Origin of the sequence: Formosa sejongensis (assembly GCF_033447105.1) — a bacterium.
Taxonomy (GTDB): Bacteria; Bacteroidota; Bacteroidia; order Flavobacteriales; family Flavobacteriaceae; genus Formosa.
Window position 1 is genome coordinate 99,273 of record NZ_JAWQUN010000001.1, and the last position, 17,586, is coordinate 116,858.

20 protein-coding genes are annotated in these 17,586 nt (G+C 32.8%); 15 read left to right on the plus strand and 5 right to left on the minus strand.

Annotated features, from left to right (window positions below):
* Positions 1-116 precede the first annotated feature (116 nt).
* Positions 117-1,142, minus strand: a complete 1,026-nt coding sequence (locus R6X41_RS00315) for an adenosine deaminase (RefSeq protein WP_318496664.1) — start codon at positions 1,140-1,142, stop codon at positions 117-119.
* 443 nt (positions 1,143-1,585) lie between these two features.
* On the opposite strand from R6X41_RS00315, the gene R6X41_RS00320 reads away from it, so the two are divergent.
* The gene (locus R6X41_RS00320; protein ID WP_318496665.1) at positions 1,586-2,380 is read left to right on the plus strand and encodes a transglutaminase-like domain-containing protein; all 795 of its coding nucleotides are present in this window, start codon (positions 1,586-1,588) and stop codon (positions 2,378-2,380) included.
* Between the two features lie 236 nt (positions 2,381-2,616).
* On the opposite strand, the gene R6X41_RS00325 is transcribed toward R6X41_RS00320, so the two are convergent.
* The gene (locus tag R6X41_RS00325; protein WP_318496666.1) at positions 2,617-3,267 is read right to left on the minus strand and encodes a heavy-metal-associated domain-containing protein; all 651 of its coding nucleotides are present in this window, start codon (positions 3,265-3,267) and stop codon (positions 2,617-2,619) included.
* A gap of 24 nt (positions 3,268-3,291) precedes the next feature.
* Here R6X41_RS00325 and R6X41_RS00330 point away from each other — a divergent pair, with 24 nt between their 5' ends.
* The 4 genes from R6X41_RS00330 (at position 3,292) to R6X41_RS00345 (ending at position 5,822) form a co-directional block, all read left to right on the plus strand.
* Positions 3,292-4,167: a DMT family transporter gene (locus tag R6X41_RS00330; protein ID WP_318496667.1), complete on the plus strand. Its 876-nt coding sequence runs from the start codon at positions 3,292-3,294 to the stop codon at positions 4,165-4,167.
* Between the two features lie 251 nt (positions 4,168-4,418).
* Positions 4,419-5,099: a 50S ribosomal protein L21 gene (gene rplU, locus R6X41_RS00335; RefSeq protein ID WP_318496668.1), complete on the plus strand. Its 681-nt coding sequence runs from the start codon at positions 4,419-4,421 to the stop codon at positions 5,097-5,099.
* A gap of 31 nt (positions 5,100-5,130) precedes the next feature.
* Positions 5,131-5,391 carry a 50S ribosomal protein L27 gene (gene rpmA / locus R6X41_RS00340; protein ID WP_318496669.1) on the plus strand — a complete coding sequence of 87 codons (261 nt, stop codon included), beginning with the start codon at positions 5,131-5,133 and terminating at the stop codon, positions 5,389-5,391.
* A gap of 98 nt (positions 5,392-5,489) precedes the next feature.
* The gene (locus R6X41_RS00345) at positions 5,490-5,822 is read left to right on the plus strand and encodes a hypothetical protein (protein WP_318496670.1); all 333 of its coding nucleotides are present in this window, start codon (positions 5,490-5,492) and stop codon (positions 5,820-5,822) included.
* 133 nt (positions 5,823-5,955) lie between these two features.
* Here the strand turns inward: R6X41_RS00345 and ahcY are convergent, their stop codons facing one another.
* On the minus strand, positions 5,956-7,272 hold the full coding sequence (gene ahcY, locus R6X41_RS00350) for an adenosylhomocysteinase (protein WP_318496671.1): 1,317 nt from the start codon (positions 7,270-7,272) through the stop codon (positions 5,956-5,958).
* A gap of 62 nt (positions 7,273-7,334) precedes the next feature.
* Here ahcY and R6X41_RS00355 point away from each other — a divergent pair, with 62 nt between their 5' ends.
* From R6X41_RS00355 to R6X41_RS00390, 8 genes are all read left to right on the plus strand, one after another.
* Entirely contained in the window at positions 7,335-7,961 is a 627-nt protein-coding gene (locus R6X41_RS00355; RefSeq protein ID WP_318496672.1) for a 4'-phosphopantetheinyl transferase family protein, read from the plus strand.
* On the plus strand, positions 7,962-8,690 hold the full coding sequence (locus tag R6X41_RS00360) for a phosphoglycerol geranylgeranyltransferase (protein WP_318496673.1): 729 nt from the start codon (positions 7,962-7,964) through the stop codon (positions 8,688-8,690).
* A 111-nt stretch (positions 8,691-8,801) separates the two neighbouring features.
* Positions 8,802-9,062, plus strand: coding sequence for a thiamine-binding protein (locus R6X41_RS00365; RefSeq protein ID WP_318496674.1), 261 nt, complete (start codon positions 8,802-8,804; stop codon positions 9,060-9,062).
* Positions 9,046-9,678: a nicotinamide riboside transporter PnuC gene (gene pnuC / locus R6X41_RS00370; RefSeq protein ID WP_318496675.1), complete on the plus strand. Its 633-nt coding sequence runs from the start codon at positions 9,046-9,048 to the stop codon at positions 9,676-9,678. The genes R6X41_RS00365 and pnuC overlap by 17 nt, the downstream gene beginning before the upstream one ends.
* Entirely contained in the window at positions 9,639-10,205 is a 567-nt protein-coding gene (locus R6X41_RS00375; RefSeq protein WP_318496676.1) for an ATP-binding protein, read from the plus strand. Before pnuC ends, R6X41_RS00375 begins: the two co-directional genes overlap by 40 nt.
* The gene (locus R6X41_RS00380; protein ID WP_318496677.1) at positions 10,202-11,755 is read left to right on the plus strand and encodes a DUF4301 family protein; all 1,554 of its coding nucleotides are present in this window, start codon (positions 10,202-10,204) and stop codon (positions 11,753-11,755) included. Before R6X41_RS00375 ends, R6X41_RS00380 begins: the two co-directional genes overlap by 4 nt.
* 2 nt (positions 11,756-11,757) lie before the next feature.
* Positions 11,758-12,165: an alternative ribosome rescue aminoacyl-tRNA hydrolase ArfB gene (arfB, locus tag R6X41_RS00385; protein ID WP_318496678.1), complete on the plus strand. Its 408-nt coding sequence runs from the start codon at positions 11,758-11,760 to the stop codon at positions 12,163-12,165.
* 339 nt (positions 12,166-12,504) lie between these two features.
* On the plus strand, positions 12,505-14,694 hold the full coding sequence (locus R6X41_RS00390) for a TonB-dependent receptor (protein ID WP_318496679.1): 2,190 nt from the start codon (positions 12,505-12,507) through the stop codon (positions 14,692-14,694).
* Positions 14,695-14,729: 35 nt separating this feature from the next.
* Here R6X41_RS00390 and R6X41_RS00395 read toward each other — a convergent pair whose 3' ends face one another.
* Complete coding sequence (locus R6X41_RS00395; RefSeq protein WP_318496680.1) at positions 14,730-15,173, minus strand: hypothetical protein; 444 nt, start codon at positions 15,171-15,173, stop codon at positions 14,730-14,732.
* A gap of 149 nt (positions 15,174-15,322) precedes the next feature.
* Here R6X41_RS00395 and greA point away from each other — a divergent pair, with 149 nt between their 5' ends.
* The gene (greA, locus tag R6X41_RS00400) at positions 15,323-15,799 is read left to right on the plus strand and encodes a transcription elongation factor GreA (RefSeq protein ID WP_318496681.1); all 477 of its coding nucleotides are present in this window, start codon (positions 15,323-15,325) and stop codon (positions 15,797-15,799) included.
* A 110-nt stretch (positions 15,800-15,909) separates the two neighbouring features.
* Positions 15,910-16,299 carry an HIT family protein gene (locus tag R6X41_RS00405; RefSeq protein WP_318496682.1) on the plus strand — a complete coding sequence of 130 codons (390 nt, stop codon included), beginning with the start codon at positions 15,910-15,912 and terminating at the stop codon, positions 16,297-16,299.
* Here the strand turns inward: R6X41_RS00405 and R6X41_RS00410 are convergent, their stop codons facing one another.
* Positions 16,300-17,472: a sensor histidine kinase gene (locus R6X41_RS00410; protein WP_318496683.1), complete on the minus strand. Its 1,173-nt coding sequence runs from the start codon at positions 17,470-17,472 to the stop codon at positions 16,300-16,302.
* Between the last annotated feature and the right edge of the window lie 114 nt (positions 17,473-17,586).

Below are 17,586 nucleotides of genomic sequence, written 5' to 3' on the forward strand. Positions count from 1 at the left end.
TACGTTAGGTTCTTATATTATAGTGTTAAATGAGGTATCAATTCTTGTTTTAAGGCCACATTTTACAGCGAGCTTTAAGCTTTTACGTTATTCTATAGATTCAATTTTAGTTCTAATTATGAGTTTAAAGAGCTAAAATAATTTTTCACATTAGTAATGTGTTTTTCTTTAGCTTCAGAACGCAACCAACTTGCTTCAAAACCATTAATGGCTAATTGCATCAATTGATTTTTATTTAAGTTTAGCGCTTTGGCCGTTTCATAATAATTCTCATTCATATAACCTCCAAAATATGCTGGGTCGTCAGAGTTTATTGTCGCTATAATTCTTCTGTCAAGAATTTTAGCAATATTATGATCTTCCATTTTTTTAATCACTTTAAGCTCTAAATTACTAAGCGGGCATAAGGTTAAGGCTATGTTTTTGTCGACTAATAGTTGTACTAAAGTTTCGTCATCTAAACACCTATTTCCGTGATCTATTCTATCGACTTTTAAAAGATTTAGAGCCTCCCAAATATATTCAACAGGACCTTCTTCTCCAGCGTGTGCTACTAATTTGAAACCTTGTTTTGCAGATGCTTTAAACACATTAACAAACTTGCTTGGAGGGTTGCCTAGCTCGGAGGAATCTAAGCCCACACCATCAATCCAATCTTTAAACGGCATAGCAGATTCAAGAGTTTCGAATGCAGATTCTTCGCTTAAATGGCGTAAATAAGACATGATGAGTTTATATGTAATGTTTAATTCATTTTTACCCTTCTCAAGCGCTTTATATATTCCATTTATAACAACTTCAAATGAAATGCCGCGTTCTGTATGTGTTTGTGGGTCGAAAAACACCTCTACATGCACCACATTTTGACTGTGCACTTTTGTGAGGTAAGCCCAAGTTAGATCGAAAAAATCTTGCTCATAAATCAATACTTTAGCACCCAGATAGTAAATGTCTAAAAATTCTTGAAGGTTATTAAATTTGTACGCTTTCTTCAATGATTCTACAGAGTCATAATCTAAGGTTATATTGTTTCTATTGGCTATTTCGAACATCAGCTCAGGTTCAAAACTACCTTCTATATGCAAGTGAAGTTCTGTTTTAGGAATACCTTGAATGATGTTTTTTAATTCAGACGATTTCATTTAATGTGTGATTTGTTAAAATTATAGATGAAGTTTTTGTCGGCTATATGTGTAATTAATATCAGATAAATTCGATTAAATTTTGATTTTCCTTTTCTGCTTATTAATCGTTAGTATAAAGTAATGCTTTCTTTTCCGAAATTCTGATAATTTGGCATAAGGTTTTTTATGATAAGCTGTTGTCTGTTTAAAATCAGTTAATTAGTAGGTTTTTGCGTAGTCCTTGGTTTCATTTTTAAAATTTACAGTTTTTATAAAAAAAAGAATAAGCATGTGTAAGTTAAAGCACTCCATAATCACCAATTATTCGATTGTATTATTATTGTTTAATTAAATTTAGGGTGCAATTAATAAATATAATTCAACACGTTTGTATTCTTAATCATCTATATTTAATAGTTTCTAATTTTGGGAACATAAATTGCATTTAATAAGCTTCATCTATGTGGTTACGAATTAGTTGTGACTTGGCTTTCAATATAGAAAGTCCAACACCTTTTATTTTAATGTTACGTCCCCGTAGTGGTGCAGAGCAATGGATTGAACGCGACGAATTCAAAATATTGCCAAATGTGCCAATTGTTGAATTTACAGATGGTTATGGTAATCTATGCCAGCGATTTGTTGCTCCAATAGGTGATTTTTTAATTCATACAACTTCAGATGTAAAAACTTCTGAATTTGTAGATGTGGATTTCAATGCGAGTTTTGTAGAAATTCAGAATTTACCAAACGATGTGCTTTGTTATTTATTACCGAGTAGGTATTGTGAGTCGGACCGTTTTAATGATATGGCAAACTCTATTACTGCAGATCAGCCGCCTGGTTATAAACAAGTATTTGCTATAGAAGAATGGCTGCGTAATAATATTAGTTATATTCCTGGTAGTAGTGATTATCCAATTTCGGCTATAGAAGTCAATCAGAAATGTTCAGGTGTTTGTAGAGATTTGGCACATTTAGGAATCGCGTTATGCAGAAGTTTAAGTATTCCTGCTCGTATGGTAGTTGGCTATTTGCATAATTTGAAACCGATGGATATGCATGCCTGGTTTGAAGCCTATGTTGGAGGACGTTGGTATGTTTTTGATGCGACCCAAACCGGTACAAAAGGAGGGTATGTAACCGTGGGTTATGGCCTTGATGCTGCAGATGTTGCTATTTTTAATCAATTTGGACCTGTCGTACATTCTTTACAACAAAAAATTACAGTAGAGCAAATTAAAAATAAAGAATAGATTCTCTCCTTTATTTTTTGATACTAAAATTGTTGATCCTTTTAAATTAGTAAAGGATAATAAACCTATAGCTACTTAAATCTCGTAATTGATGATCCGCTTTTTTATTGTATTTGGGAAATTTTAATACAAAAGTCGTTTAGATAGCAAATTATAAAGTGAATAATTTAAAGGTATTATAAAAACAGAAAAAGCATCCCGAAAGAGATGCTTTTTTTTTATATAGAAATTTAAATTTATGCTTTAGTAGCAGTACAACATGCTTTTGTTCCTGTGGAAGTACAAGCCATAGTTTTGTCTGCACCTTCTACTTTGTCTTTACAACATGCTTTTTCACAATCTGCTTTACAAGCTTCTTTAGTAGCTGAATTAGTGGTTGCTTTATCTGCACAACATGCCATTTTACAGTCGGCTTTACAAGTGCTAGCCGTGTCAAAATTTTCAACAGTTTCTATGTCTGTAACCGTGTACATATCTCCTGCTTTTGTAACCGTTTCTACAAGAATAGATGCGTTTACTTTAGCTTCGTCGTATTCTACCATAGCTAATCTTTTATCGAAATCTACAGTTGCAGATTTCATACCGTCAAGATTAGAAAGTTTCTTTTCAATTGTTTTTGCACATCCAATAGCACACGTCATCCCCTCAATAGAAAATTCTGCTTTTGCATAAGTTGCATTTGGGTCTAACGTTTTTGTAGCTATTTCTGTAGTAGTTACCGTTTCTATAGTTTTTATTTCTGGTTCAGCTTTATTTTTACATGAAAATGATAAAATAGAAACTAAAAATAAAACAAGAATAATTTTAATATGAGACATAAGGTTAATAGTATTTATAAGGTGAACAAATTTAATAATTAATGTGATTTTTTGTGTTAAAAGTTTCATTTTTGTAGCATTATAAAAAGTTTTATGAGCGAAAACACTTCAAAATGGGGATATCTTTTTGTGTTATCATTAATTTGGGGAAGTTCCTTTATTTTAATGAAAAAAGCACTTATTGGTGTAACACCTTTTCAGCTGGGTGCTTTGCGTACTATTTTTACAGCATTAATTTTATTTACAGTAGGTCTTAAGCATGTAAAAACAATAGATAAGCCTGCTTGGAAATGGGTTATATTATCAGGGGTTTTTGGATCGTTTATACCAGCATTTTTATTTGCTATTGCAGAAACAGAAATAGATAGTGCTATTGCGTCTATTTTAAATTCGTTAGTACCGCTGCAAACAGTATTAGTTGGTTTTGCGGTATTTCAGATAGCTTCATCAAAACGGCAAATTTTAGGTGTCGCTTTAGGTTTTATAGGGACTGCTCTATTGGTTATGAAAGGTGCCGATTTAAATCCGCATCAGAATTATTTATATGCAGGTTATATTGTTTTGGCAACTGTAATGTATGCCTTTAATGTGAATATTATTAAAAGCCATTTGCAGCATTTAAAACCTCTAACGATTGCTACTGGAAATTATGTGTTTATTATAATTCCTGCGCTTGTAATTTTACTGTTTTCTGATTTTTTTGAAGCATCTAATTTACAAAAGCCAGAATTAAAAATGGCTATGGTTTATGTGTTCATTTTATCCTTTTTCGGAACAGCATTAGCTAAGGTGTTATTTAATAAGTTAATTAGAATTTCTACTCCGGTTTTTGCATCGTCTGTAACTTATGTAATGCCAATTGTAGCTTTAACTTGGGGCTTTTTAGATGGAGAAGGGTTTAGTTTATTACAAGGTTTTGCATCTCTTATTATATTATTAGGAGTGTATTTAGCGAATAAAAAAAACTAAAAATAATAGAAGCGTCGACCGTTAATTAGGTTTAAATGCTAGATTAGAAGCGCGAAAATGTTTTCTAAGGATTAAGTTTTGAAGCCATTTAAAAAGTGAATGTAATTGGAAAATAAACTTCAGCTTAAGAAATAGCCAATTAAAAAATAAATAATTTTATTTCAATTTACATAAAACGTTTGTAGTTTAATTATTTAGATGTATATTTGCACTCATTTTTGAGTAAAATTAATAAATAAAAACGTTACGCTATGTACGCAATTGTAGAGATAGCAGGGCAACAATTTAAAGTTGTAAAAGACCAAAGAGTGTATGTTCACCGTTTAGCTTCAGAAGAAGGAGATGCAATATCATTTGATAATGTACTTCTTATTGGAGATGGTGATAGTATTACTGTAGGCGCCCCGGCTATAGGTGGAGCACTAGTAAGTGCAAAAATCTTAAGACACCTTCAAGGTGAAAAAGTTATTGTTTTCAAGAAAAAGAGACGTAAAGGATACCGTGTTAAAAACGGTCACCGTCAAGCTCTTACTGAAATCGTAATTGAAAGTATTGCTGGTTCTGGAGCTAAAAAAGCTGCACCAGCAACAAAAGCTAAAGCAACTAAGAAAGAAGTTGAAATTAGTGAAAATTTAGTAACACGTGCAGAGCACCGTGCTGAAGATGCGAATATCGAAATTAATATCGATAAAGTACTTCATAGCATTGGAACAGCTTTAAAAGCTGATGCTGACGATTTGAAATTAATTAACGGAATTGGTCCTGTTTATGAAGACAAGCTTAATGAGCTAGGTGTTTATACATTCGAGCAAATCAGTAAATTAAAAGCTGCCGATAGAGAAGAACTTTCTGCTATTGATGGTATCACTCGTGAGAAAATTGAAGCTGACGAATGGGTTAAACAAGCAAAAGCTTTGTTGAAAAACAAATAAAAGAATATTAACAATATAAAACCTTAAGACAATGGCTCACAAAAAAGGGGTAGGTAGTTCTAAAAACGGTAGAGAATCAGAATCAAAACGTTTAGGTGTTAAGATTTTTGGTGGTCAAGCTGCAATTGCTGGAAATATCATCATAAGACAAAGAGGAAATACACATCACCCAGGTGAAAATGTGTATGGAGGTAAAGACCACACATTACACGCTAGAGTTGATGGTGTTGTGAAATTTACTAAGAAAAAAGACAACAAGTCTTACGTTTCTATAGTTCCTTTCGAGGCTTAAGAAGCATTTCTAATTTATAAAAAAAACCCTTTCAGTTTTTACTGAAAGGGTTTTTTGTTTGAAATTTTGTCGTAAATTTATTTTTTAAAAACAAAAAAATGAGAAATATAAAAACAGGTGTCTTATTAATAGCAATAATGCTATTTAGCGTGTATGAAGCTAGTGCGCAAGAGATTACAAAATTTGACTATCTAGAAGTTATTGTTTTCCAAAAGATGGATAATAGTGGGAAAGTAAAACGTATTGAAGTTAATAAACAAAAATCACTTGAGGGAAAGACAGTTACGGCAAAATCTATTGAAGCCCTAGGCAGTACTTCTGATTTACTAAACTATATGAATGCTAATAATTGGGAGTTTGTCGATAGAACTTCAATAACTGAAAAAGATAGTCCAATATGGTTGAGTTATATTTTTAAGAAACAAAAATAGAGGACTTTTGGGCTTATTGCTACAGTATTCATTTAGGAAAACATATCTAATAAAAAAATCCCAAACAAAGTTGTTTGGGATTTTCTATATCTAAAAAACGTAATGCTCTAGTTATCTAGAAGTATTCGCTTAATTAGTATCTGTAGTATTCTGGTTTGTAAGGACCTTCAATAGTTACACCAATATATTCAGCTTGATCTGCTTTTAATTCAGTAAGTTCTACACCTATTTTAGCTAAGTGTAATTTTGCAACCTTTTCATCTAAATGTTTAGGTAACATGTATACTTCGTTTTCGTAAGCATCTCTGTTAGTCCACAATTCGATTTGAGCTAACGTTTGGTTTGTGAATGAGTTACTCATTACAAAACTTGGATGTCCAGTTGCACAACCTAAGTTTACTAAACGACCTTCAGCTAAAAGAATAATATCTTTTCCGTCTATTGTATATTTGTCTACCTGAGGCTTAATCGTATCTTTAGTATCACCGTAGTTATCATTTAACCATCCTACTTGGATTTCGTTATCGAAGTGACCAATGTTACATACGATGGTTTTATCTTTCATTGCTTTAAAATGTTCAGCACGTACGATATCTTTATTTCCAGTAGTTGTAATTACAATATCTGCAGTAGTAATAACATTCTCTAATTTTTTAACCTCAAAACCGTCCATTGCTGCTTGTAATGCACAAATAGGGTCTATTTCTGTAACAGTAACAATACTACCTGCGCCTTTAAAAGAAGCAGCTGTACCTTTACCAACATCACCATAACCACAAACGATTACACGTTTTCCAGCTAACATAATATCTGTTGCACGACGAATCGCATCTACAGCACTTTCACGACATCCGTATTTGTTGTCGAATTTAGATTTTGTAACAGAATCGTTAATGTTAATTGCAGGCATTGGTAAAGTTCCGTTTTTCATACGTTCGTATAAACGGTGAACTCCTGTAGTTGTTTCTTCAGATAAACCATTAATACCATCAACGAATTCAGGATATTTATCTAAAACCATATTGGTTAAATCTCCACCATCATCTAAAATCATGTTTAGAGGTTTTCTATCTTCACCAAAGAATAAAGTCTGCTCAATACACCATTCAAATTCTTCTTCAGTTAATCCTTTCCAAGCGTAAACAGCAGTACCACCTTCTGCGATCGCAGCAGCAGCTTGATCTTGAGTAGAGAAAATATTACAAGAACTCCAAGTTACTTCAGCTCCTAAAGCTTTTAAAGTTTCAATTAAAACCGCTGTCTGAATCGTCATATGTAAACATCCTGCAATTCTTGCGCCTTTTAATGGCTGACTTTCTTTGTACTCTTCACGAAGGCTCATTAATCCTGGCATTTCTGCTTCGGCTAATTCAATTTCTTTTCTTCCCCAAGCCGCAAGCGACATGTCTTTTACTTTATAAGGTACGTAAGGAATCGTTTTTGTATTCATAATTGTATATTTGTCTCTAAATTTAAGAGTGCAAAGTTACATAATTAGTACGAGAAATATAAATGCCAGTATATAAAACACTAAATCCAAACTCACAAACTACTGTTAAGATTTGGAAGATTACAGAATCTTATGATGAATTGTTTCAGGGAGTTAAGCTAAAACCTGAAAGTTTATCGCGCGTTTTAGGCATGAAAAGTGAACTTCATCAACGTGGATTTTTAAGTGTGCGATATCTTTTGGCTTCATTTGGTTATACCGATTTCGATTTGTTTTACGACCAATATGGCAAGCCTCACCTAAAAGATGGTAAGCATATTTCTATTACACATTCATTTACATTCTCTGGAGTTATTATAAGTGATACTAAAACAGGAATAGATATTGAGAAAAATCGAGAAAAAGTGAAATTAATAGCACATAAATTTTCAAATTATGAATTCTGCTACTTAAATGAAAATGAAATTGATTTTGTTAAAAAACTTACCGTTATTTGGGGTGCAAAAGAGGCATTATATAAATTATATGCAACACCAGGATTAAGTTTTTATAATCATATTTTGGTGATACCTTTTGATTTAAAAGAAGGCAAAACAACTGCTTGGATTGATTATAAAGAAAACAAGAGTCGATTTGATATCTATTTTTTAGAGATCGAAGATTTTACTTGTGTATACACTGTAACATAAATGAAGAACGTATTAACCAATATTCAACATAACATTTTTAGTAATAAAAAACAGTTAGCTATACTTATTGATCCTGAAAAAATAAGACTTAGTGATGTTGAAAAATTCGTAAACAAAATTAATAAATCTGTAGCGAATTATATTTTTGTTGGTGGGAGCACCGTTCCTGTAGATCTTACCGAGCCTTTGGTTCTAGAGATTAAACAACATACTAAACTTCCTGTTATTTTATTTCCTGGCGATGTCGCTCAAATTACAAACAAAGCGAATGCATTGTTGTTTCTATCCCTTTTATCTGGAAGAAATCCTGCGTATTTAATAGGTAAGCATGTAGAAGCTATTCCGAGATTAAAAGAAACCAGTTTAGAAATTATTCCAACGGGATATCTTTTAATTGAAAATGGTGAGATGACTACAATACAAAAGGTTACAGAAACCGAGCCTATGCCATCTAAACAAATAGAAAATATTGTAAATACAGCTTTGGCAGGCGAATTACTAGGTATGCGACTTATGTATTTAGAGGCTGGTAGTGGCGCTAAAAGTCCAGTTTCCCCAGAGATTATAAAAGCAGTAAGTAGCGATTTAACTATTCCATTAATAGTAGGAGGAGGTATAAGATCTAAAGCACAAATGGAGCTCGCTTTCGATGCGGGTGCAAATATTGTTGTTATCGGTACAGCTCTAGAAAAGAACGAAGATTTGTTCAACGATCTTAAACGTTGGTAAACAATTAAATTATTTCCGAATTAATTCATTAAAACTAAAAACCTTAGTACTTTTGGTTATTCTTCAAAATGACTCTTTGTCATTTTGAAATTAATTACTAAAAAATGAGTCATGGAAATATCTGTAGAATTAACCTTAATGCCTTTAAATAAAGATTACGAACCACCTATTCAGGAATTTATTAAAGACTTAAGAGCTTCTGAATTTACAGTTCTAGAAAATCCGTTAAGTACACAAGTGTATGGCGACTTCGATAAAGTTATGCCATTTTTAACAGATGCCCTTAGAACATCATTCCAAAATCAAGAAGGTGTGATTGCAAACATGAAAATTGTGAAGAGCGATAGAAGTGACTATGTCCCAAATTTTTAATTTTCTATTCGGACAATACGCAGATTATCAGACTATAAATATTGTATTAGAAATTGTAGCTGTAATTTTCGGATTTATGTCGGTGTGGTATTCTAAACAGAATAATATTCTGGTGTTTCCGACAGGTATGATTAGTACCCTAATTTTTGTTTACCTTTTGTGGCATTGGGGCTTGTTAGGCGATATGATGATAAATGCTTACTATTTTATAATGAGTGTTTACGGTTGGTACATTTGGACACGTAAAGTAGATGAAGATCATCTAACACCAATAACCAGAACAACAGCAAAAGAACAAAAAATTGGTGTCGCCATCTTTTTTGCAACTATGGTTTTTGTGTATGCGGTTTATACCATTTTCGATAAATTAACAAGTTGGGTTGCTTGGGTAGATATACTTACAACAGCTTTGTTTTTTGTAGGAATGTGGCTTATGGCAAAACGCAAATTAGAGAATTGGATCCTTTGGATTATAGCCGATATTATTTCTATTCCGCTTTATTTTTATAAAGGATTTACGTTTACTAGCTTACAGTATTTAGGATTTACATTTATAGCAATTTCAGGATATTACGCATGGAAGAAGACCTTAGACAACGACCTTCAAACCTCTTAAAAATTGTGTTATTCGGTCCAGAATCGACAGGGAAGACCGTGTTGGCAAGACAATTAGCAACACATTACAATACTGTTTTTGTTCCAGAGTATTCGAGGACATACGCCTTAGAAAAATTAAAAACGAATGAAACCTTATCCGCAAATGATGTGATGCCAATTGCAAAAGGGCAAATTTTTTTAGAGAATGAGTTAAGCAAAACTGTAGAAAAGCTATTAATTTGCGATACCAATTTATTGGAGACTAAAGTCTATGCAGAAGTGTATTACGAAGGGTTTTATAATGAAGATTTAACAGCTTCAGCCATTCAAAATCAGTATAATTTGTACTTTTTAACGTATATTGACATCCCTTGGGAAGCAGACGAAGTTAGAGACAAACCTAACGAAAGACAAACTATGTTTAATGCATTTCAAAAGGCATTAGACGATAACCAGAAACCTTATGTTTTACTAAAAGGATCCTTTAAAGAGCGGTTCGATTTGGCAGTAAAACATATCGACAATTTAATATTAGAACACGCATGAATTTTTCAGAAAAAGATTTAAAACAAATAGGAGATAAGGGATTAACCCTAAAAAAAATTGATTCGCAAGTAGAGCAGTTTAAAAACGGAATTCCGTTTATAGATTTAGAATCGCCAGCAATAATAAACCATGGTATATTAAAGTTTACCGAAGACGAGCGTAAAACATATGTAGATGCTTACGATGAGAAACGTAAAGGTTTATCAGTTTTAAAGTTTGTACCTGCTTCTGGAGCAGCAACGAGAATGTTTAAAAATCTATTCAATTTTGTTGCTAAATTTAATCCGGAAGGCGAGGAGTCTTTCAATACCTACGTTGATAAAAATAACGATACAAATATAGCTTCATTTTTTAAAGGGCTAGAAGAATTACCTTTTTACGAATTAGTAATGGAGGTAATTAATAAAAGTTACCCCGATTATAAATCCTACAATGCTGATAAGCAAAAATGGATTTTTGTAAACGTCATGCTTGATGAAAAGTATTTAGATTACGGTGCTTTTCCAAAAGGATTATTGCCTTTTCATAAGTACGACGATCATATTTCTACAGCGTTCGAAGAGCATTTATTCGAAGCGGCTTCTTATGCTTCAGCAAATGGTAAAGCGAATTTACACTTTACGATTTCAGAAACTCATAATGATAAATTTGAAGCTGAATTCAAGACTATAAAACCACTAGTAGAGAAGGATACGAAATTGGACTATAATGTTTCGTTCTCATTTCAAAAACAATCTACAGACACTATAGCACTTACTCCAAACAAAGACGCTTTTCGCGAAGACGATGGTAAATTGTTGTTTAGACCTTCAGGTCATGGTGCTTTAATAGAGAATTTAAACGATTTAGATGCAGATGTTATCTTTATTAAAAACATAGATAACGTTGTTGTCTCTAAGTTTAAAGATAATATTGTTGAATATAAAAAGGTGCTTGCAGGTGTGCTTTTAGAAGTGCAGGAGCAAGCGTTTACCTATTTGAAAGATTTAGATAAAGGTGAAGCAGATGAAGCAGAATTAATTGAAATTGCTGAATTTCTAACACGAAAGTTAAACGTTTATGTTCCAAATGATTTTGCGAGCTTAGCTAATAGTCATCAAATTGAATTTTTAAAAGAAAAACTAAATCGCCCTATTCGAATTTGTGGGATGGTTAAAAATGACGGAGATACTGGAGGAGGTCCATTTTGGATAGAAGATCACAATGGTAATTTATCACTTCAAATTGTCGAGTCGGCTCAAATCGATATTGAGAATGCTATTCAGAAAGATTTATTAAACAAAGCAACCCATTTTAATCCGGTAGATTTGGTTTGTAGTGCAAAAGACTACCAAGGTAACGGTTTCGATTTATTACAATTTGTAGATCCTAAAACAGGATTTATTACTCAGAAAACGAAAGAAGGAAAAGACTTATTAGCCCTTGAATTACCAGGATTATGGAATGGGGCCATGGCAAATTGGAGTACCGTTTTTGTAGAGGTGCCATTAAATACATTTAATCCAGTAAAGACAGTTGCCGATTTATTGAAACCAGCGCATCAAATGTAAATATGATTGATGAAACTCAACTTATTTCAGAATTATCTTTTAAAGCCGTACGCAGTTCTGGCGCTGGAGGTCAACATGTAAATAAGGTCTCATCGAAAGTAGAATTAAGCTTTAGTGTTTTAGACTCTTCAGCATTAAACGAAGGACAGAAAGAACGACTCATAACCAAACTTCAGCCTAGATTAACTAAAAATCAGGTATTGTTATTGCAATGCGACGAAAGTCGTAGTCAGCATAAAAACAAGGAATTGGTTATCAGTCGTTTTTTACAATCTATCCACGACGGACTTAAAGTTCAGAAGAAACGCCGGCCAACAAGAATTCCTAAATCAGCTATAAAAAAACGTCTAAAAGGTAAGCGTGTCGTTTCAGAACGGAAAGTGTCTAGACGTAAACCAAACTTAGATTAGAATTTTACAGAAATAATTAGAAGTAATCAGAATTGTTTCTACCTTTGTAATGTTCTCAAATAAAGGGGTGCCTATATCGGCTGAGATCATACCCATTGAACCTGGAACAGGTAATGCTGTTTAGGAAACGAGCGTTAAAAAATGTCTAGTTGATGTTTTTAACTAGTACGAAAAAATTCAATGCTGTTTTTCCTTCTAAATCTAAGCATATTTATATATGTCTTATTTTTAATATGAAAGATAACATTTTTAATATCGTGATAGTTTAAGCGCTCACAAATAAAATCATTATAAAATATAGAATAAGGGCCTCTTTTTATTCGGTTAATACAATATCGAATGAAACATTTTTTTGTTTTAATATGCTGTGTAATTACAAGTTTTACAGCGTTTTCTCAAGAGGGAAAAACACAAGATACTACTAAAGTAAAGACAGAATCTTTAGATGAAATTTTAGTGTTAGCTGTCCGTGTGGATGCCACTTCGCCAATAACGCATTCCAATATGGATAAAGAACAGTTGGCTAAAAGAAACCTAGGACAAGATATTCCTATTTTATTAAATTTTCTTCCATCGGTGGTTACAACTAGTGATGCTGGTGCAGGAATTGGATATACCGGAATTCGTGTTCGTGGTGTAAGTGGGCAGTCTACCAATGTTACTATAAACGGAATCCCTTATAACGATGCAGAATCTTTAGGTACGTTTTGGGTGAATTTAGGAGATATGGCATCATCTACAGAAAGCCTGCAATTGCAGCGTGGTGTTGGTACATCTACAAACGGTTCTGGTGCTTTTGGTGCAAGTATTAACATCTTAACAGACGCGGTTTCTAACACATCAAATGCAGAAATTTCTAATAGTTTTGGAAGTTTCAATACGCAAAAACATTCTGTAAAATTTAGTACAGGTTTATTAAACGATCATATAGAAGTGGCTGGACGTATGTCTATTATTAAGTCTGATGGATATATTGATCGCGCTTCAACCGATTTAAAATCTTATTTTTTACAAGCTTCTTATGTTGCAGAAAACACATTGATAAAAGCAATCGCTTTTGGAGGTACCGAAAACACTTATCAATCTTGGAATGGAATTGATGAAGAAAAACTGGAAACAGATCGGACATTTAATTCTGCAGGAATTTATATAGATGAAGAAGGTAATGTGCAATTTTACGATAATGAAGTCGATGATTATAAACAAGATCATTATCAGTTACATTGGAACGAACGTTTTGATAATAATTGGTCTACAAATTTGGGATTAAATTATACTAAAGGAAGTGGTTATTTTGAACAATATAAAGAAGATCAGTCTTTTGCCGACTATGGTTTGGATAATGTTACTATTGGTGACGAAACTATTTACACTACAGATTTAGTTCGCCGACGTTGGTTAGATAACGATTTTTATGTAGCAAATGCGAATGTGAATTTTAAGAATGAAAGTATAAATGCCTTTTTGGGAGGGTCTTACAGTTATTATTCTGGCGATCATTTTGGAGATGTTATTTGGGCACAATATGCGAGTAACGGAGGCACAGATTATGAGTATTATAATGGAAACGGAGAGAAGCAAGATTTAAGTGTATTTACAAAAGCCACCTATAGATTAAACTCTCAGTGGAGTTTATATGGCGATTTACAACTGCGTATTGTAGACTATAAAACTACAGGCGTAGATTCAGACCGTTTGCCTTTTATCGTCGATGTACATTATAATTTTTTCAATCCTAAAGCGGGTGTAACTTATGAGCTAAATCAAAATAATAATATGTATTTTTCTTATGCGAGAGCTAATAGGGAGCCAACTCGCGATGATTTTCAAAGTAATCCAGATGTTCAGCCTGAACAATTAAACGATTTTGAATTGGGTTGGAGACACGAAAAACAACGTTTTAAATTCAACGCAAATGTGTATTACATGCAATATAATGAGCAATTGGTCTTAACAGGGAGTATTGATGATGTTGGAAACCCTATTCGAACAAATAGTGGAGAAAGTTACCGTTTAGGTTTAGAGATTGAAGCCGCAATAGGATTAACTAAAGCCTTTTCAGTTCAACCAAATGTTACAATAAGCACCAATAAAAACAAATCGATTTACTTGCCTTTCGATGGTGAATTGACAGATTTTGGGACTACAAACATTTCGTTTTCTCCAGATATAGTTGTGGGGAATGCTATTGTTTTTCAACCAAACGAAGCGTTCCAAGTATCGCTTTTAAGTAAGTTTATTGGCGAACAATATATGGGGAATACAGATTCGGAAACCTCTAAATTAGATAGCTATTTTGTTAATGATATAAGTATTACTTATGAATTTAAAATGAAATCTATTTTTAAATCAATCGTTTTAAGCGGACTGGTAAATAATGTTTTTAACGTAAAATATGTATCTAACGGTTACTATTATACTTATGATGACGATTGGAGTGATCCAGATACTATTACCACTTTAGAAGGTGCAGGATATTATCCGCAAGCCACGACTAATTTCTTGGTAGGAGCAACTTTAAAATTCTAAAAAAAAAAGCGATTCAGAAACTGAATCGCTTTTTTTTAATTGTTATAGACTCTAATTATGGAGCCGCTTACGGAAACATAATAAGGTTTTAATGTATAACCTCCGGTGGTTCCCGTTTCGGGTAATCCATTAAGAATATTATACGAATTATCGTCGTCGCAATTACAAGTCGCTATAATGCCATTAATTGTTAACTTAGAACATGTTGTAATTGGATGGTTTGGGTCGCTAAGTTCAAAGACCGAGTACATATCTGCACCTGCATAATACAAAACAAGTCCGTTTATTCCATAAGGAGGCGGTAAAGTAATATAATTTCCTGGGAATTTTAAACTATTATATAGAGGTAAAGACGTGTTAATTATGTTTCCAGTATCAAATGAATAGTCAGGTAAATTGGGATTATTAATAACGTTATCGTCAGAGCTGCAATTAACCATCAATAAGATAGTTATTGCGATAAAAAAAAGTTTTTTCATAGTAATTATTTCGGTTTGCAATTTACAACAAAAAGTAGTTTGCTATAAATATTTTGTATATTTGTAACACAATCTCGTACTGCGAGATTTTTATGTTTTATAAACTGAGGTTTGTGAAACATATTTTTTTGAATTAAAACGATGAAGTTATGAGTAAAGTATCTTATTACACTGCAGAAGGGCTAAAAAGGTTAAGAGACGAACTAAAACAATTAAAAGATATAGAAAGACCACGTGCATCTCAAGCAATTGGAGAAGCTAGAGATAAAGGTGATTTAAGTGAGAATGCTGAGTACGATGCTGCAAAAGAAGCACAAGGCATGCTTGAGATGAAAATTTCTAAATTAGAAGAAGTTTTAGCAGGTGCTCGTATAATAGACGAATCGCAATTAGACGCTTCTAAAATATTAGTGTTATCTAAAGTGAAAATTAAAAATCAAACCAATGGTATGGAAATGAATTACATTTTAGTAGCAGATGGTGAAGCCGATTTAAAGACGGGAAGAATATCTGTAAACTCACCAATAGGTAAGGGGTTATTAGGTAAATCTGTTGGAGATGTTGCCGAAATTCAAGTGCCAAGTGGTATCATGAAATTTGACATTATAGAAATTTCGAGATCGTAGTCTCAAACAATTTAATGATTAAGATTCCTAAAGTTTTAAACTGAAATTAATTTCGGTTTGTAAATAAACTCTAGGAATCTTTTTATATTTACGTAACTAAATTAACTATTATGGCTTCAATTTTTAGTAAAATCGTTTTAGGAGAAATTCCGTGTTACAAAGTTGCAGAAACAGACGATTTCTTAGCATTTCTAGATATTAATCCAAATGCTAAAGGACATACGTTATGTATTCCAAAGAAAGAAGTAGATAAAATTTTTGATTTAGACGATGAACTCTATATAGGTTTAATGCGTTTTTCTAAACAAGTAGCAATAGCTATCGAAAAAGTAGTGCCTTGCAATCGTGTTGGTATGACGGTTATAGGTCTTGAAGTACCGCATGCACACGTGCATTTAATTCCTTTAAATACGATGGAAGATGCTAGCTTTTCACAAAAAACAAACGTATCTAAAGAAGAGCTTCAAAAGATTGCAAATGCGATTAATGCTGCATTGTAATTAGGCTTTTTGCTCTAGTTCCTTGTGTCGTTTTAATACAATTTGCATCGTTGTACCTTTGCCAACTTCCGATTGTAACACACGAATTTTTCCTCCATGAAAATCCTCGACAATACGTCGAGCTAAAGATAAACCTAAACCCCAACCTCGCTTTTTGGTTGTAAATCCAGGTTCGAAAATACGGTTAAATTGAGATTTTGTTAGTCCCTTTCCTGTATCGGTAATATTTATTTTCACATCATTTTCACTTGGTAGAATTACCACAGATAATTTTCCTCGCCCTTTCATTGCGTCTATTGCATTCTTAACCAAATTTTCTATTGTCCAACTATACAGTTGTGTGTTAAGTTGTACAGGAATTTCTGTATCGGGGACATCGATGCTAAAATCGATTAATTTAGAAGTACGTGTTTTTAAATAATCGTAAGACTCTATAGTTTCTCTAACAACATCGGCTTTTTCAAGTGTTGGGACAGATCCTATTTTGCTAAAACGTTCGGTAATAGTTTCAAGTCTGCTAATATCTTTTTCTATCTCCTTTATATACTCGGGGTTTACATTCTCAATTTTTAAAATTTCAGCCCAACCAATTAAAGAGGATAAGGGAGTTCCAATCTGATGTGCAGTCTCTTTAGCCATCCCAGACCATAATTTGTTTTGTGTCGCAATTTTTGTACTTCGATAAAATACATACACAAGTCCTGCAAAAAGAACGAGTATAAGTACAAAAGCAATAGGATAGTATTTTAGTTTATTTAATAGTGGTGAATTTCCGTAGTATAAGGTGTTTAAAACTCTACCGTCGTAAATAATTTCTAAAGGACTATTTTCTATTTCAAATGCTAAAATAAGATCCTTTACGTAAGCACTGTTTTTGGCTTTTTTATCATCTAAATTATTATGCTCTATATTACCATCTAAATCCACCATAATCATTGGAGTCGTGGTGTTGCTTTGTAAAATTTGAAGCGGTAACTCACCTATATCTCCATCTAAATTGGTGCTTTTAATTAAATCGCGTTGCGCAGCAGACCAATTCTCCATTTTTATACGTTCTTCAGCTTTAAAACTCTGAAAAAACATATAGGTATTCCATAAAATAAGGGAGACAATAACAAACGAAAATCCGATAAATATCCAACGGATGAGGTTTTTATGTTTGGTAAAAAGCATGAAATTTATTTTTAGTGGTAATATAATGCAAATCTGTTAATAATATTGTGCGATCAAGTGTTCAAATCATTTTTTGTTAATTGATAGATTAGTTACCTTTGTAAAAAATTAAAA

Bases quoted from the DNA above. Each gene is read 5' to 3' on its own strand.
- ahcY (WP_318496671.1), bottom strand. From the start codon at position 7,272: ATGAATACAAAAACGATTCCTTACGTACCTTATAAAGTAAAAGACATG.
- greA (WP_318496681.1), top strand. From the start codon at position 15,323: ATGAGTAAAGTATCTTATTACACTGCAGAAGGGCTAAAAAGGTTAAGA.
- R6X41_RS00395 (WP_318496680.1), bottom strand. From the start codon at position 15,173: ATGAAAAAACTTTTTTTTATCGCAATAACTATCTTATTGATGGTTAAT.
- pnuC (WP_318496675.1), top strand. From the start codon at position 9,046: ATGTCCCAAATTTTTAATTTTCTATTCGGACAATACGCAGATTATCAG.
- R6X41_RS00410 (WP_318496683.1), bottom strand. From the start codon at position 17,472: ATGCTTTTTACCAAACATAAAAACCTCATCCGTTGGATATTTATCGGA.
- R6X41_RS00375 (WP_318496676.1), top strand. From the start codon at position 9,639: ATGGAAGAAGACCTTAGACAACGACCTTCAAACCTCTTAAAAATTGTG.
- R6X41_RS00315 (WP_318496664.1), bottom strand. From the start codon at position 1,142: ATGAAATCGTCTGAATTAAAAAACATCATTCAAGGTATTCCTAAAACA.
- R6X41_RS00330 (WP_318496667.1), top strand. From the start codon at position 3,292: ATGAGCGAAAACACTTCAAAATGGGGATATCTTTTTGTGTTATCATTA.
- R6X41_RS00390 (WP_318496679.1), top strand. From the start codon at position 12,505: ATGAAACATTTTTTTGTTTTAATATGCTGTGTAATTACAAGTTTTACA.
- R6X41_RS00345 (WP_318496670.1), top strand. From the start codon at position 5,490: ATGAGAAATATAAAAACAGGTGTCTTATTAATAGCAATAATGCTATTT.
- arfB (WP_318496678.1), top strand. From the start codon at position 11,758: ATGATTGATGAAACTCAACTTATTTCAGAATTATCTTTTAAAGCCGTA.
- R6X41_RS00405 (WP_318496682.1), top strand. From the start codon at position 15,910: ATGGCTTCAATTTTTAGTAAAATCGTTTTAGGAGAAATTCCGTGTTAC.
- R6X41_RS00320 (WP_318496665.1), top strand. From the start codon at position 1,586: ATGTGGTTACGAATTAGTTGTGACTTGGCTTTCAATATAGAAAGTCCA.
- rplU (WP_318496668.1), top strand. From the start codon at position 4,419: ATGTACGCAATTGTAGAGATAGCAGGGCAACAATTTAAAGTTGTAAAA.
- R6X41_RS00355 (WP_318496672.1), top strand. From the start codon at position 7,335: ATGCCAGTATATAAAACACTAAATCCAAACTCACAAACTACTGTTAAG.
- R6X41_RS00365 (WP_318496674.1), top strand. From the start codon at position 8,802: ATGGAAATATCTGTAGAATTAACCTTAATGCCTTTAAATAAAGATTAC.
- rpmA (WP_318496669.1), top strand. From the start codon at position 5,131: ATGGCTCACAAAAAAGGGGTAGGTAGTTCTAAAAACGGTAGAGAATCA.
- R6X41_RS00325 (WP_318496666.1), bottom strand. From the start codon at position 3,267: ATGAAACTTTTAACACAAAAAATCACATTAATTATTAAATTTGTTCAC.
- R6X41_RS00360 (WP_318496673.1), top strand. From the start codon at position 7,962: ATGAAGAACGTATTAACCAATATTCAACATAACATTTTTAGTAATAAA.
- R6X41_RS00380 (WP_318496677.1), top strand. From the start codon at position 10,202: ATGAATTTTTCAGAAAAAGATTTAAAACAAATAGGAGATAAGGGATTA.